We start from the raw sequence: 14,040 nt of genomic DNA on the forward strand, positions 1-14,040 counted from the left end.
CCCGCGTGAGTGCTTCCGGTTGCAGTAGAGCCGCGGCTGTCTGGAGTGGCGTCCCTAGGGGTGTCACTACGGGTTACCGATTCCCTTGAAGGGTTCGGCCAGCCGGGCCTCTTTGGCGGCAAGCCAAGCAGTAGCGGGTTCATGACCAAGGTCGCAGCGCTTGCGCGTTGCGACCTTTCACGCGTCCCAAGATGGAGTCAGGCTCGATGTCGAACACCGATCTCCCCGGTTCTTTTTCCACGCTTTCCCTCGATCCCGCTACCGCTGCCCAGACCCCGCGCATCGCCATAGAGTCGGTCACGCCGGCCGTGGACAATGGCCAGTTCGCCGCCAAGGGCATCGCCGGGCGCGTCGTCGAGGTGACCGCCAAGATCTTCGCCGATGGCCACGACAAACTGGCGGCCAGCGTGCTCTGGCGTCAGGAGGGCGAGGAGAACTGGCAACAGGCTCCCTTGACCCTGGAAACCAACGATCTCTGGCGCGGCCGCTTCACTCCGCCCGCGGTGGGTCGCTACGAATTCGTGGTCCAGGCCTGGTGGGATGTCTGGGGCACCTATCGCTACGAAATCGAGAAGAAGTACGCCGCGGGTGTGGGGCTGAACCTGGAATTGCAGGAAGGCCGCATCCATGTCGAGCAGGCCCTGTCCCGCGCCGAAGGCGAGCAGCGCGGTCCCCTGGAGGCGCTGCTGCAGCGGCTGGACCAGGCCGGCAGCGAGGGCGACAAGGTCGCCGTGCTTCTGGCCGGCGAGGCCAGCCAGGCCATGGCGCCAGTGGATGCCTATGTTCACCTGACCCACAGCATCGAATACCCGCTGGACATCGAGCGCCTGCGCGCCGAATTCGCCAGCTGGTACGAACTCTTTCCGCGTTCCATCACCGACGACCCCCACCGTCATGGCACCTTCCGCAACGTGATCGGCGAATTGCCGCGCGTACGCGACATGGGCTTCGATGTGCTGTATTTCCCGCCGATTCATCCGATCGGCCTGGCCCACCGCAAGGGCAAGAACAACACCCTGGGGGCGGGCGCGGACCAGCCGGGCAGTCCCTATGCCATCGGCAGCCCGGATGGCGGCCATGACGCCGTGCATCCCGAGCTGGGTACCCTGGACGACTTCCGCGCCCTGGTGGCGGCCGCTGCCGACCATGGCCTGGAGATCGCCCTGGACTTCGCCATCCAGTGTTCGCCGGATCACCCCTGGCTCAGGGAGCATCCGGGCTGGTTCTCCTGGCGGCCGGACGGCTCCATGCGCTATGCGGAGAATCCGCCGAAGAAGTACCAGGACATCGTCAACGTCGATTTCTATGCCAAGGATGCCGTGCCGGATCTCTGGCTGGCGCTGCGCGACGTGGTCTGGCATTGGGTGGAGCAGGGCGTGAAGATCTTCCGCGTCGACAACCCCCACACCAAGCCGCTGCCCTTCTGGGAATGGCTGATCGCCGATATCCGCGGTCGTGACGCCGATGTCATGTTTCTCGCCGAGGCCTTTACCAAGCCGGCCATGATGGCGCGCCTGGGCAAGGTCGGTTATAGCCAGAGCTACACCTACTTCACCTGGCGCAACACCAAGGCCGAGCTGACTGAATACTTCACCCAGCTCAACGAAGCCCCGCTGCGTGACTGCTACCGGCCGAACTTCTTCGTCAACACGCCGGACATCAACCCGGGCTTCCTGCAGACCAGCGGCCGGCCCGGCTTCCTGATCCGCGCCGCCCTGGCCACCATGGGCTCCGGCCTGTGGGGCATGTACGCCGGCTTCGAACTCTGCGAGGGCGCGCCGCTCACGCCGGGCAAGGAGGAGTACCTGGATTCGGAGAAATACGAGCTGCGCCCGCGCGACTTCTACGCCCCCGGCAACATTATGGGCGAGATCGCCCAGCTCAACCGCATCCGCCGGCAGAACCCGGCGTTGCAGACCCACCTGGGGCTGAAGATCTACAACTGCTGGAACGACCAGATCCTTTATTTCGGCAAGCGCACCGACGACCTGGGCAACTTCATCCTGATCGCCGTCAACCTGGATCCCTTCAACGCCCAGGAAGGCCACTTCGAACTGCCGCTGTGGGAGCTGGGTCTCGACGACCACGCCACCACCTACGGCGAGGACCTCATGACTGGGCACCGCTGGGCCTGGCACGGCAAGACCCAGTGGACGCGCCTGGAGCCGTCGATGCCCTTCGGCATCTGGCGCATCCAGGCGGGCCACTAGCGCTACCTCGGGCGGCACGGGCCAGGCGGTGCGGACAGATCCGCACCGCCTGGCCCGGCCGTCATCACTGCCGGGCGGCAAGGACGACCGGTACACGCATTCGATTCAGACGCCCTGTTAAGGACCTGACGACATGGCAAAACCCAATAAAGCTCGTTCCCGCAAACCCGCTGCCTTCATCGACGATCCGCTCTGGTACAAGGACGCGGTCATCTATCAGGTGCATGTGAAGTCCTTCTTCGACTCGAACAACGATGGCATCGGTGACTTCCCCGGCCTGATCGAGAAGCTCGACTACATCGCCAGCCTGGGCGTCAACACCATCTGGCTGCTGCCGTTCTATCCCTCGCCGCGGCGCGACGACGGCTACGACATCGCCGAATACCGCGGCATCCACCCCGACTACGGCACCATGGCCGATGCCAAGAGGTTCATCGCCGAGGCCCATGCCCGTGGCCTGCGGGTGATCACAGAACTGGTCATCAACCACACCTCCGACCAGCACCCCTGGTTCCAGCGCGCCCGCCGCGCCAAGAAAGGTTCGGCGGCACGCAACTTCTACGTCTGGTCCGATGACGACCAGAAGTACGACGGCACCCGCATCATCTTCCTCGACACCGAGAAGTCCAACTGGACCTGGGACCCGGTCGCCGGCCAGTACTTCTGGCACCGCTTCTATTCGCACCAGCCGGACTTGAACTTCGACAATCCCCAGGTGATGAAGGCGGTGATCTCCATCATGAGGTACTGGCTGGACATGGGGGTCGACGGCCTGCGTCTGGACGCCATCCCCTACCTGGTGGAACGCGACGGCACCAATAACGAGAACCTGCCCGAGACCCACGCGGTACTCAAGGAAATCCGCGCCGAGATCGACGCCAACTATCCCGATCGCATGCTGCTGGCCGAGGCCAATCAGTGGCCGGAAGACACCCAGCTGTACTTCGGCGATGGCGACGAATGCCACATGGCCTTCCACTTCCCGCTGATGCCGCGGATGTACATGGCCATCGCCCAGGAAGACCGCTTCCCCATCACCGACATCCTGCGCCAGACCCCGGAGATCCCGGCCAACTGCCAGTGGTCGATCTTCCTGCGCAACCACGACGAACTGACCCTGGAGATGGTGACCGACCGCGAGCGGGACTATTTGTGGAACTACTACGCCTCGGATCGCCGCGCGCGCATCAACCTCGGCATCCGGCGCCGTCTGGCGCCCCTGCTGGAGCGCGACCGTCGGCGTATCGAGCTGCTCAACAGCCTGCTGCTGTCGATGCCCGGCACCCCGACGATGTACTACGGCGACGAAATCGGCATGGGTGACAACATCCACCTGGGCGACCGCGACGGCGTGCGTACCCCGATGCAGTGGTCGGTCGACCGCAACGGCGGCTTCTCCCGCGCCGACCCAGCCAGCCTGGTGCTGCCATCGATCATGGATCCGCTCTATGGCTACCAGGCGATCAACGTCGAGGCCCAGTCGCGCGATCCCCATTCGCTGCTCAACTGGACCCGGCGCATGCTTGCCGTGCGCAAGCAGCAGAAGGCCTTCGGTCGCGGCACCCTGAAGATGCTGTCGCCCACAAACAGACGCATCCTGGCCTACCTGCGCGACTTCACCAACGCCCAGGGCGAACACGAGACCATTCTCTGCGTGGCCAACGTCTCCCGCGCCGCCCAGGCGGTGGAACTGGACCTGTCCAGCTTCGCCGGTCAGGTGCCGGTGGAAATGATCGGCGGCAGCGCCTTCCCGCCCATCGGCCAGCTGCCCTACATGCTGACCCTGCCGCCCTATGGCTTCTACTGGTTCTACCTGGCCGGCAACGAGCAGATGCCTGCCTGGCACACCGAGCCGCCGGCGCCGATGCCCGACTACCAGACGGTGGTCATCAAGCGGCACCTGCAGGAATTGCTGGAGGGCGAGCCGCGCCGCATCTTCGAAGAGGTGCTGCCGGTCTATCTGCCCAAGCGGCGCTGGTTCGGTTCCAAGGACGAAGCCATCACCAGCGTGCGCCTGGACTATGCGGCCCAGATCAACACGCCCAAGCTGCCAGTGATGTTCAGCGAGGTGGTGGTGACCAATGCCAAGGGCGAAGAGCGCTATGCACTGCCCCTGGGCTTCCTCGCCGAAGAGGACCAGCACTGCAGTCCGCTGGCCACCCAGCTGGCCCTGTCGCGCATCCGCCACGTGCGGCGCGTGGGCCTGGTGACCGATGCCTTCGCCCTGACCAGCTTCGTCCATGGCGTGTTCGACGCCTTCCGCAAGGGCGCCAGGATCGCTTCGCCGTCCGGCGAGCTGAGCTTCGAGGTCTATGACCAGCCCGAGGACTTCGCGCTGGATCCGGACATCGAGATCAAGCACCTGGGTGTCGAGCAGTCCAACAGCTCGCTGATCGTCGGCGACCACCTGATGCTCAAGCTGATCCGCAAGGTGGCGCCGGGCATCCATCCGGAAGTGGAGATGGGGCGCTACCTGGCCCAGGCCGGCTTCGCCAACATCGCCGCGACCCATGCCGTGGCCCAGCGCATCGCGCCGGATGGCACCCCGCACGTGCTGATGCTGGTGCAGCAGCACATCCACAACCAGGGCGATGCCTGGACCTGGAGTCTGGACGGTCTGGATCGCGTCACCCGCGATCTGCTCAGCGGCGGCATCTCCGACGTGGAGAACGAGTTCACTGCCATGGGCGATCTGGCGGCCTTCGCCGGCGTGCTGGGCAAGCGCCTGGGCGAGATGCACCTGGTGCTGGCGCAGCCCACCGAAGACGCGGCCTTCGCGCCCGAAACCGTGGACGCCCAGGCGGCCAAGGAGCTGGCGCACCGCGTTCGCGTCCAAGTGGACGGTGCTCTGGACACCCTGCAGGGCATGAGCGACAAGCTCGATGCCACCGGCAAGGAGCTGCTGCAGGGTCTGGTCGGCAAGCGCGAAGCCCTGGCCAAGCGCATCGAGGCCCTGGCCGCGGATGTCGAAGGCGGTCTGCGCATCCGCGTCCATGGCGATCTGCACCTGGGTCAGGTGCTGGTGGCCCAGGACGACGCCATCCTCATCGACTTCGAAGGCGAGCCGGCGCGGTCGCTGGAAGAGCGGCGCGGCAAGTACGGTCCGCACAAGGACGTCGCCGGGGTGCTGCGCTCCTTCGACTACGCGGCGGCCATGGTCACCCAGTCGAGCAACGCCGGCGCCGATACCTCGGAAGAGCATCTGCAGCTGCGTGCCAAGGCGGCGGAGACCTATCGCAATGCCTCCTACGCGGCCTTCCTGGAAGGCTATCGCGCTGCGGCGGCCGGTATCGGCCACCAGTGGGGCGAGCGCGGCGAGCAGGCGGCGCTGGATCTCTACAGCCTGGAGAAGGCGGTGTATGAGATAGGCTACGAGGCTGCCAACCGACCCACCTGGATCAACATCCCGCTACGTGGCGTCGCTGCCATCGTCGAGACCCTCTTGTCCGGAGCCCGCGCATGACCGATCACAACACCGCTCCCGTCGCTCCCCTGGACGACGCCCGGCTCTCGGCTGCCGAAGCCGAGTCGCTGGCCCGCGGCGAGCACGGCAATCCCTTCGCCGTGCTCGGTCCCCATCCCGATGGCGAGGGCGTGATCGTCCGCGCCTTCCTGCCCAACGCCCTGGGCGTGGAGCTGGTCGATCGCGTCAGCGGTCGGCCCCTGGCCCAGATGCAGCCGGGGCGGGTGCCCGGGCTGTTCGTCGCGCGGCTGGAATACGCCGCGCCCTACAAGCTGGTCATCCGCTGGCCCAGCGGCGTGCAGCAGACCGAGGATCCCTATTCCTTCGGTCTGCTGCTGGGGGAGACCGACCTCTATCTGTTCAACGAAGGCCGCCACCGCAACCTCGGCGAGACCTTTGGTGCTCAGCGCTGCCAAGTCGACGGCGTAGAGGGCGTGCGCTTCGCGGTCTGGGCCCCCAATGCCCGCCGCGTCTCGGTGGTCGGCGACTTCAACAGCTGGGACGGCCGCCGGCTGCCCATGCGCCTGCGCGCTAACAGCGGCGTCTGGGAGCTGTTCGTGCCGCGCCTGCCGGTCGGTACTTCCTACAAGTACGAGATCCTCGGCCAGCACGGCGTGTTGCCGCTCAAGGCCGACCCCATCGCCCTGGCGGCGGAATTGCCGCCGCGCACCGCCTCGGTGGTGGCCGACAACAAACCCTTCACCTGGCACGACCAGGACTGGATGGCCCGCCGCCGCGAACTGCAGGGTGTGGAAGCGCCGATCTCGGTCTATGAACTGCACGCCGGGTCCTGGCGCCGCGAAGGCGGTGACGAGGGGCGCCAGTACAACTGGCGGGAACTGGCCGAGCGCCTGATTCCCTATGTCCGCGAGATGGGCTTCACCCATATCGAGCTGTTGCCGATCATGGAACACCCCTTCAGCGGTTCCTGGGGCTACCAGCCGCTCGGCCAGTTCGCGCCCACCTCGCGCTTCGGTACCCCGGCGGATTTCGCCGCCTTCGTCGACGCCTGCCACCAGGCCGACATCGGTGTCATCCTCGACTGGGTGCCGGCGCATTTCCCCACCGACGAACACGGCCTGGCTCGCTTCGACGGCACCGCCCTGTACGAATACGAGCATCCCTTCGAAGGCTTCCACCAGGACTGGAACACCTACATCTACAACCTGGGGCGCCATGAGGTGCACGGCTTCATGCTGGCCTCGGCCATGCACTGGCTCAAGCACTTCCACATCGACGGCCTGCGGGTGGATGCCGTGGCTTCCATGCTCTACCGCGACTATTCGCGCAAGCACGGCGAGTGGATCCCCAACATCCATGGCGGTCGCGAGAACCTGGAAACCATCGCCTTCCTGCGTCACCTCAACGAGGTGGTCCACGAAGAGGCGCCGGGTGCGCTGGTGATCGCCGAGGAATCCACGTCCTGGCCTGGTGTGAGCGCACCGGTCAGTGAAGGTGGCCTGGGCTTCGACTTCAAGTGGAACATGGGCTGGATGAACGACACCCTCCACTATGTGGAAGAGGATCCGGTCTATCGCCAGTACCATCACCATCAGATGACCTTTGGCCTGGTGTACGCCTGGTCCGAGCGCTTCATGCTGCCCATCTCCCACGACGAGGTGGTGCACGGCAAGGGCTCGATGATCGAGAAGATGCCAGGGGACGTCTGGCAGAAGTTCGCCAATCTGCGCACCTACCTGAGCTTCATGTGGACCCACCCGGGCAAGAAGCTGTTGTTCATGGGCTGCGAGTTCGGCCAGTGGCGCGAGTGGAGTCATGACCGCGAGCTGGACTGGTTCCTCCTGGAGCACGGCACCCACCGCGGTGTGCAGCAATTGCTGGCCGATCTCAACCAGCTCTATCGCCATGAGCCGGCACTGCACGAGCGCGATCACCTGCCCGAGGGTTTCGACTGGGTGGTCGGCGACGACAATGGCAACAGCGTCTTCGCCTGGTTACGCAAGGACGCCCAGCAGCGGCCCTTGCTGGTGATCGCCAACTTCACGCCAGTACCGCGGCATGACTACCGGGTGGGCGTGCCCTCGCTGGGCCATTGGCAGGAGATCTTCAACAGCGACGCCGAGCGCTACGGTGGTTCCAACCTGGGCAATGGCGGTGGGGTAAACGCCGAGGAGATCGGCGCCCATGGTCAGCCGGCCTCGCTGAATCTGCAGTTGCCACCCCTCGGTGTGCTGGTGTTCAAGCCGCAGGGCTGATCCGGGAGCGTCCCGCAAGGGACGCGCTGCGCTGACAGGCATCCCCGTTCTGGGCGATGCTTGTCAGGCATCTGGCAACCGAGAGCACCATGATCGATCTCGCCGAATGGAATCTGACGGTTCCCGTACCCATGCCCGTGGCCCAGGTACAGACCGCCGAACTCAACAGCAGCGCCTTTCGCAGCCCCTATCTCATGCGTGGTGAGGGAGGGTCGCTGCTGTTCTGGGTCCCCGTGACCGGAACCCCGCAACCCTTCAACAGCTATCCCGCCACCGAGTTGCGCGAAACGCGTCCGGACGGCAGCGCCTATGCCTGGAAGTATCGCGAGGCCGATGCCCTGCTGCAGGCCGAAGCGGCGGTGCAGCAGGTGCCCTCACGCCCCGAGGTCATCATCAGCCAGATCGAGGACCAGACCGCCGCGCCTGAAGCCTCCCAGGCACTGTTGCAACTGGTCTACCGCGTGGAAAGCGCGGCCACTGCCAAGGGACAGGTCGAGCAGGGCCAACTCATCGCCCGGTTGCGGGAAAGCCCCACCGACAGTCCCAAGGACGTCATCCTGCTGGAGCATCTACCGCTCAACAGTCGCTTCAGCTATGACATCAAGCTGGCGCGTACCGGTGTGCTCACTGTACGCGCCCATGGCGCCGGTTCGCGCAATGGAGACCTGGGTCTGCAACTGGACAGCGCTTGGAGCAGCCATCACCTGTATTTCAAGGCGGGCGCCCGCTTGCGCGACGGGGAAGGGCCCGCCACCGAGGGCGGGCGTGTGCTGTTCTACCGGCTGATTTCCATGCACCAGCCCAATAACAGATAGGGCACGTCCTAGGTGGCGTGCTTTTCCTGCTGCTTGCGCTCTTCGCGGCGGTCGTTGCTGACCTTGAGCTTCTTGGCGCGGCTCTCCAGGGCGAAGTAGAGCACGGCGGCGATCAGCAGCGGGACGATGAAGTACAGCGTCCGGTAGCCGAGCAGGGCGGCGATGATCTTGCCCTGCGAGAGGCCGTCGTTGGCCAGCAGGGCGATGAACACCGTCTCCAGCACCCCGACCCCGGCCGGGATATGCACGATGACCATGGCGATGCTGGACAACAGCAGGACGCCGAGCACGTGCAGATAGTCCACCTGCCGGCCGAGGAAGAGATAGACAATGGCGGCCATGGCCATCCAGTTGATCGAGGACACCAGCAGCTGCAGACAGGCCATGCGCAACGAGGGCAGGGCGAGGCGCTGCTTGCGCACCGTCCATTCGCGCTGCTTGGCAAAGGCGCAGACGCCCAGGTAGAAGACGATGAAGGCCAGCAGGCCAAAACCGATCAGGCGCAGCGTGGTATCACCGACGAACCAGTTGGGCGGCATGTCCACCACGCCGCTGACGAAGATGCCGCCGGCGAGCAGGACATACCCCAGCCAGTTGGTGGCGATGCTCAGGGAAAAGATCCGGGTGATGGTGCCGCTGGACAGGCCCAGCCGCGAGTAGAGGCGATACCTCATGCCGATGCCGCCGACCCAGGTGCTCAGGGTCAGGGTAAAGGCGTAGCAAATGAAGGACACCAGAAACACCTGGCGCTTGACCAGCTTGTGGCCGCAATAGGCGCGCCCGATCAGGTCGTAGCAGCCATACATGATGTAGGACAGCACCACCAGGCCGCCGGCCATGGCCAGGGTGGTCCACTTGTAGCCGGTGAAGACCTTCCAGACTTCGCCCCAGTCGACCTTGCGGGCATAGATCACCAGCAGCACCACCACCGCGATCAGGAACACCCAGGTCAGGATCTTCTTGGCCAGCACCCAGTGCTTGTTCTGTGGCTTGTCGGCGGCCTGCTGGTCCGCCTCGTCGTCGGCGTGGTCCAGGGTGTCGCTGTGGCTGCTCATCGTTGCGGATACCTTGAGATCGAGGAATCGACCCGGTCCTGGGTTTCGAGCTCGGGCTGCACCGGCGGACTCACCAGTTCGATCTTGGGGGTATGACCGGGCAGCCAGCCGACCCAGGCGGGAAAGTGGCGCAGGAAGTGAAAGACCAGCATCGTCTTGGCCAGGTGCCAGTAGGTGCGCTTGGGCACCTTGCTGCTGTCGACGTGCTCGCAGTGGTTCTGGATCAGGGTTTCCAGGCGACCGCGCAATTCACGGTTGAAGGCATGGTCGTGGAAGATCAGGTTGCATTCGAGATTGAGCGAGAGACTCAGGGGGTCGAGGTTGCTCGAACCCACGGTGGACCAATGCTCGTCCATGGTCGCCACCTTGCCGTGCAGGGGTCTCAGGCAATATTCGTAGATCTCCACCCCGGCCTTGACCAGGTAGTTGTAGAGCATCTGGGCGCCGACCTTGACGATGGCCATGTCCGGTTCGCCCTGGACGATCAGCACCACGCGGACGCCACGCTGCGCCGCATTGCGCATCTCCCTGAGCAGCCGATAGCCGGGGAAGAAATAGGCGTTGGCGATCACCACCTCGCGCTTGGCGTTGCGCAGCATCTCCAGGTAGTGCTTTTCGATATCGGCACGATGCTCGTCGTTGTCGCGGAATACCAGCAGCGCCTGGGCATTGCCGGGATTGCGATTGTCGGCCGGCTTCTGCGAGCGCTTGCCCCACCAGCGGTGGGTCTCCTCCGGGGAGTTGATGGCGTCGCGGGCGAAGCGGTGGATGTCGTCGACGATGGGGCCTTCGACCTCGACGGCATAATCCTGCTTGGCCTCGGGCCCGAAGTCGCCCAGGTGCTCGGCGGAATAATTGATGCCGCCGATGAAACCCAGGCGGGCGTCCACCACCACGATCTTGCGATGCAGGCGGCGGAAGAGGTTGGTCCTCATGCCCATAACCAGGGGGCGCGGATCGTAGTAGCGAAAGCGCACCCCGGCATGGACCATCTCGTCGATGAAGGCCTGCGGCAGGTCCGGTGAACCATAGGCATCCACGGTGATGTCCACCTGGACACCGCGCTTGGCCGCCGCGACCAATTCCTCCTGCAAGGCCTTGCCGACCTTGTCGTAAAAGAGGATGAAGGTCTCGATGATCACCTCGCGCTGGGCTTCGCGGATCGCCTCGAAGACCCGTGGAAAGAAGTCCTCGCCGTTTTCCAGCAAGGCGATGCGGTTTCCGTCCCGCCATTCGAAGTTCATAGGTGGAAGTCCGCAGCCAGGGGAGCGTGGTCGGAGAGGTGCGACCACGGCTGATTGCCCAGCACCTGTGGGCGCCCGACACTGACGTTACGGGTATAGATGCGATCCAGGCAGAGCAGGGGACGCTTCGCCGGGAAGGTCTTGGGCAGGCGCCCCGCGGTCTTCATGAACACCTCTTCGAGGCCCGCGCCCTGGCCCAGGATGTCGTTGGCCTTCTGGCGCCAGTCGTTGAAATCCCCCGCCACCACGACGGGAGCGTCGCTGGGCAGGGAATTGATGTGTTCGCAGATCAGCTTCATCTGCATCTGGCGGTGCTTTTCCCGCAATCCCAGGTGTACGCAGATCACGTGCAGATCCACACCCTGATCCGGAACACGCAGGACGCAGTGCAGCATCCCGCGCTTTTCCGGTCCGGCGATGGAAATGTCGAAGTTGTCGTAACTGACGATGGGAAACTTCGACAGCACCGCATTACCGTGATGGCCATCCGGGTAGACCGCATTTCGCCCGTAGGCGAAATCGGTCCACATGGAATCGGCCAGGAACTCGTACTGCGGCGCCGCCGGCCAGTTCTCGAAGCGCAACGGGTGCTTTTCGTGGGTACCCAACACCTCCTGCAAGAAGACAATGTCCGCTGACACCGTCCGCACCGCCTCGCGCAATTCCGGCAAGATGAACTTGCGGTTGAAGGACGTGAAGCCCTTGTGCGTGTTGATGGTCAGGACCTTGAACGAAAAACCCTGTTGCGCGTCCGTCATGCCTGGCGCTTCCTCCGCTTGGTCTGGGTCAGCTCGAACAGCAATACCGAGCGTCCGGTGACCTGATAGGTGTCTCCGAAATTGAAGACGTCGCCGGCATCCAGGTCGGGCTGATTGGTGTCCAGCTGCAGGGACCAATGCTCGCCCATGGGGACTTCCGGCAGGGTGAAATCCACCACGTCATAATGAGCATTGACCAGAATCAGCAGCGAGGTATCCGCGCCCTTGCGACGAATGCCGGTCGGTTGGGCCCGGCCATCGAGCAGGATGCCCATGCACTTGTTGCTGCCGTCTTGCCATTGCTCGTCGCCCATCTCGGTGCCACCGGGTTGCAGCCAGGTGACGTCCTTGACGCCCAATTCCTCGTTGTAGGCGCCGGTGAAGAAGCGGCTACGACGCAGCAGCGGATAGCGACGACGCAGGTCGATCAGGTTGCGCACGTATTCCTGCAGTTCGGCGCTCTTCTCGCTGATCTCCCAGTTGACCCAACCGATCTCGCTGTCCTGGCAGTAGGCGTTGTTGTTGCCGCCCTGGGTCCGGGCGAATTCGTCGCCGGCCAGCAGCATCGGCGTGCCCTGGGAGAGGAAGAGGGTGGCCAGCAGGTTGCGCATCTGGCGATAGCGCAGCTCGATGATTTCCGGATCGTCCGTCTCGCCTTCGGCGCCACAGTTCCACGACAGGTTGTGGGAGTGACCGTCGTTGTTGTCTTCGCCGTTGGCCTCGTTGTGCTTGTCGTTGTACGACACGGTATCGGCCAGGGTGAAGCCATCGTGGGCGGTCACGAAGTTCACGGACGAATAGGGCTTGCGACCGCGACGATTGAACTTGTCGCCGGAGCCCAGGAAGATCTTCGCGAAGTCGCCGATCTTGTCCTCGTCACCCTTCCAGAAGGCACGGGCGGTGTCGCGGAAGGTGTCGTTCCACTCCATCCAGCCGGGCGGGAAGTTGCCCACCTGATAGCCGCCAGGGCCGCAGTCCCAGGGTTCGGCGATGAGCTTGGTCTCGGCCAGGATCGGGTCCTGACGGCAGGCGTGCAGGAAGCCGCCGCCCTCGTCGAAGCCGTCCGGCTCGCGACCCAGGATGGTGGCCAGGTCGAAGCGGAAGCCGTCCACGCCCATCTCGGTAGCCCAGTAGCGCAGCGAGTCGGTCACCATCTGCAGCACGCAGGGGTGGCTCATGTTCAGGGTGTTGCCGGTGCCGGTGTCGTTGATGTAGTAGCGCGCATCATCGGGCATCAGGCGGTAGTAGTTGGCGTTGTCGATGCCCTTGAGCGAGAGGGTCGGGCCCATCTCGTTGCCTTCGGCGGTGTGGTTGTAGACCACGTCGAGGATGACCTCGAGGCCGGCGTTGTGCATGCGCGCGACCATCACCTTGAATTCGCCGATGGACTGGCTGGCCATGTAGCGCGAGTGCGGGGCGAAGAAGGCCAGGGTGTTGTAACCCCAGAAGTTTCTCAGGCCCTTTTCCAGCAGGTGGTTGTCATCGAGGAAGTAGTGGATCGGCATCAGTTCGACGGAGGTGATGCCGAGCGACTTGATGTAGTCGATGACCTCGCTCTCCTGCAGACCGGAAAAGGTGCCGCGGGCGCTTTCCGGGACGGCCGGGTGCTGCATGGTGTAGCCACGGACGTGGGTCTCGTAGAACACGGTGCGATCACGCGGCACGCGCGGGTGGGTGGTGTTGCCCCAGGTGAAGGCGGGGTCGATGACGCGGCAGCGCGGCATGAAGGGCGCGCTGTCACGCTCGTCGAAGGACAGGTCGCCATCGGGGTGGCCTATGGTGTAGCCGAACAGGGCGTCGTTCCACTCCAGCTCGCCCACGATCTGCTTGGCATAGGGATCGATCAGCAGCTTGTTGTGGTTGAAACGATGGCCATTCTGCGGCTCGTACGGGCCATGCACGCGATAGCCGTAGAGGGTGCCGGGACGGGCGTCGGGCAGATAGCCGTGCCAGATCTCGTTGGTGAATTCCGGCAGTTCGATACGCTCGATTTCTTCCTTGCCTTCGTCGTCGAAGAGACAGAGTTCCACCTTGGTGGCGTTGGCGGAAAAGATGGCGAAGTTCACGCCGGAGCCGTCCCAGGTGGCGCCCAGGGGGTAGGGCAGCCCTTCACGAACACGAGACTTGGACTTGCTGATGAAAGTGGTCGCTTCGGTTAACGGCTTGTTGGACTCGGTTGAAGTCATTTCGACGCTCTCGGGATAGCTAGGAAGGAAGTAGCTCTGACTCGGCTCTCAATACCTGCCGGTGGCTGAATCGATACAGATCCGGCTACCTGC

8 protein-coding genes are annotated in these 14,040 nt (G+C 64.3%); 4 read left to right on the top strand and 4 right to left on the bottom strand.

Going from position 1 to position 14,040, the window contains the following annotated elements; genetic code table 11:
• Nucleotides 1-206: 206 nt before the first annotated feature.
• The 4 genes from QKY98_RS19970 (at nucleotide 207) to QKY98_RS19985 (ending at nucleotide 8,704) form a co-directional block, all read left to right on the top strand.
• Nucleotides 207-2,210 (top strand): alpha-1,4-glucan--maltose-1-phosphate maltosyltransferase, encoded by a 2,004-nt coding sequence (locus tag QKY98_RS19970; protein ID WP_284671445.1) that lies wholly within the window; start codon nucleotides 207-209, stop codon nucleotides 2,208-2,210.
• Between the two features lie 133 nt (nucleotides 2,211-2,343).
• Complete coding sequence (gene treS, locus QKY98_RS19975; RefSeq protein WP_181085526.1) at nucleotides 2,344-5,673, top strand: maltose alpha-D-glucosyltransferase; 3,330 nt, start codon at nucleotides 2,344-2,346, stop codon at nucleotides 5,671-5,673.
• Entirely contained in the window at nucleotides 5,670-7,889 is a 2,220-nt protein-coding gene (gene glgB / locus QKY98_RS19980; RefSeq protein WP_284671446.1) for a 1,4-alpha-glucan branching protein GlgB, read from the top strand. The genes treS and glgB overlap by 4 nt, the downstream gene beginning before the upstream one ends.
• Before the next feature lie 89 nt (nucleotides 7,890-7,978).
• Nucleotides 7,979-8,704 carry a polysaccharide lyase family 7 protein gene (locus QKY98_RS19985; protein WP_027599231.1) on the top strand — a complete coding sequence of 242 codons (726 nt, stop codon included), beginning with the start codon at nucleotides 7,979-7,981 and terminating at the stop codon, nucleotides 8,702-8,704.
• Nucleotides 8,705-8,712: 8 nt separating this feature from the next.
• On the opposite strand, the gene QKY98_RS19990 is transcribed toward QKY98_RS19985, so the two are convergent.
• Genes QKY98_RS19990 through glgX form a run of 4 tightly spaced genes read right to left on the bottom strand, consistent with a single transcriptional unit; the run spans nucleotide 8,713 to nucleotide 13,947 of the window.
• Nucleotides 8,713-9,759, bottom strand: a complete 1,047-nt coding sequence (locus tag QKY98_RS19990) for a lysylphosphatidylglycerol synthase transmembrane domain-containing protein (protein ID WP_037007058.1) — start codon at nucleotides 9,757-9,759, stop codon at nucleotides 8,713-8,715.
• On the bottom strand, nucleotides 9,756-11,003 hold the full coding sequence (gene clsB / locus QKY98_RS19995; protein ID WP_284671447.1) for a cardiolipin synthase ClsB: 1,248 nt from the start codon (nucleotides 11,001-11,003) through the stop codon (nucleotides 9,756-9,758). Before clsB ends, QKY98_RS19990 begins: the two co-directional genes overlap by 4 nt.
• Nucleotides 11,000-11,761, bottom strand: coding sequence for an endonuclease/exonuclease/phosphatase family protein (locus QKY98_RS20000; RefSeq protein ID WP_007161821.1), 762 nt, complete (start codon nucleotides 11,759-11,761; stop codon nucleotides 11,000-11,002). Before QKY98_RS20000 ends, clsB begins: the two co-directional genes overlap by 4 nt.
• Nucleotides 11,758-13,947 (bottom strand): glycogen debranching protein GlgX, encoded by a 2,190-nt coding sequence (gene glgX, locus QKY98_RS20005; protein ID WP_223855432.1) that lies wholly within the window; start codon nucleotides 13,945-13,947, stop codon nucleotides 11,758-11,760. Before glgX ends, QKY98_RS20000 begins: the two co-directional genes overlap by 4 nt.
• Between the last annotated feature and the right edge of the window lie 93 nt (nucleotides 13,948-14,040).

The organism is Pseudomonas sp. HR1 (genome assembly GCF_030175875.1).
Classification (GTDB): Bacteria; Pseudomonadota; Gammaproteobacteria; order Pseudomonadales; family Pseudomonadaceae; genus Chryseomonas; species Chryseomonas oryzihabitans.